2 tRNA genes are annotated in these 468 nt (G+C 46.8%); both read left to right on the plus strand.

Annotated features, from left to right (window positions below):
* Positions 1 to 28: 28 nt before the first annotated feature.
* Positions 29 to 105, plus strand: a tRNA-Ile gene (locus ACLBVC_RS24790).
* A 133-nt stretch (positions 106 to 238) separates the two neighbouring features.
* Positions 239 to 314, plus strand: a tRNA-Ala gene (locus ACLBVC_RS24795).
* Positions 315 to 468 lie beyond the last annotated feature (154 nt).

The raw sequence follows: 468 nt of genomic DNA on the forward strand, positions 1-468 counted from the left end.
AGAAAGTAACGAGCAGAAATACCTTAATAGGCTTGTAGCTCAGGTGGTTAGAGCGCACCCCTGATAAGGGTGAGGTCGGTGGTTCAAGTCCACTCAGGCCTACCAATTCCTTCCTCCTCTTCGTTGTCGCCATGTCTCGTTTGCACAAGCAAACTTCGCATGACTCCGCCTTGATGAGAAAGTAATTGGCTGACTCATCTGACTGATGAGTAATTAAGGTATCTGTAAGTGACTGTATGGGGCTATAGCTCAGCTGGGAGAGCGCCTGCCTTGCACGCAGGAGGTCAGCGGTTCGATCCCGCTTAGCTCCACCATTACCGTACAGCCTTTAAATAATACTTCAGAGCGTATTGGAAACAGTATGCTGCGAAGTATTTTGCTCTTTAACAATCTGGAACAAGCTGAAAATTGAAAGTTTACAGCTGAACATCACTCTCCGTAGAAGTACTGAGTGGTGATTCTGTCTGT

Source organism: Rahnella selenatireducens (assembly GCF_046449555.1).
Lineage (GTDB): Bacteria > Pseudomonadota > Gammaproteobacteria > Enterobacterales > Enterobacteriaceae > Rahnella > Rahnella selenatireducens.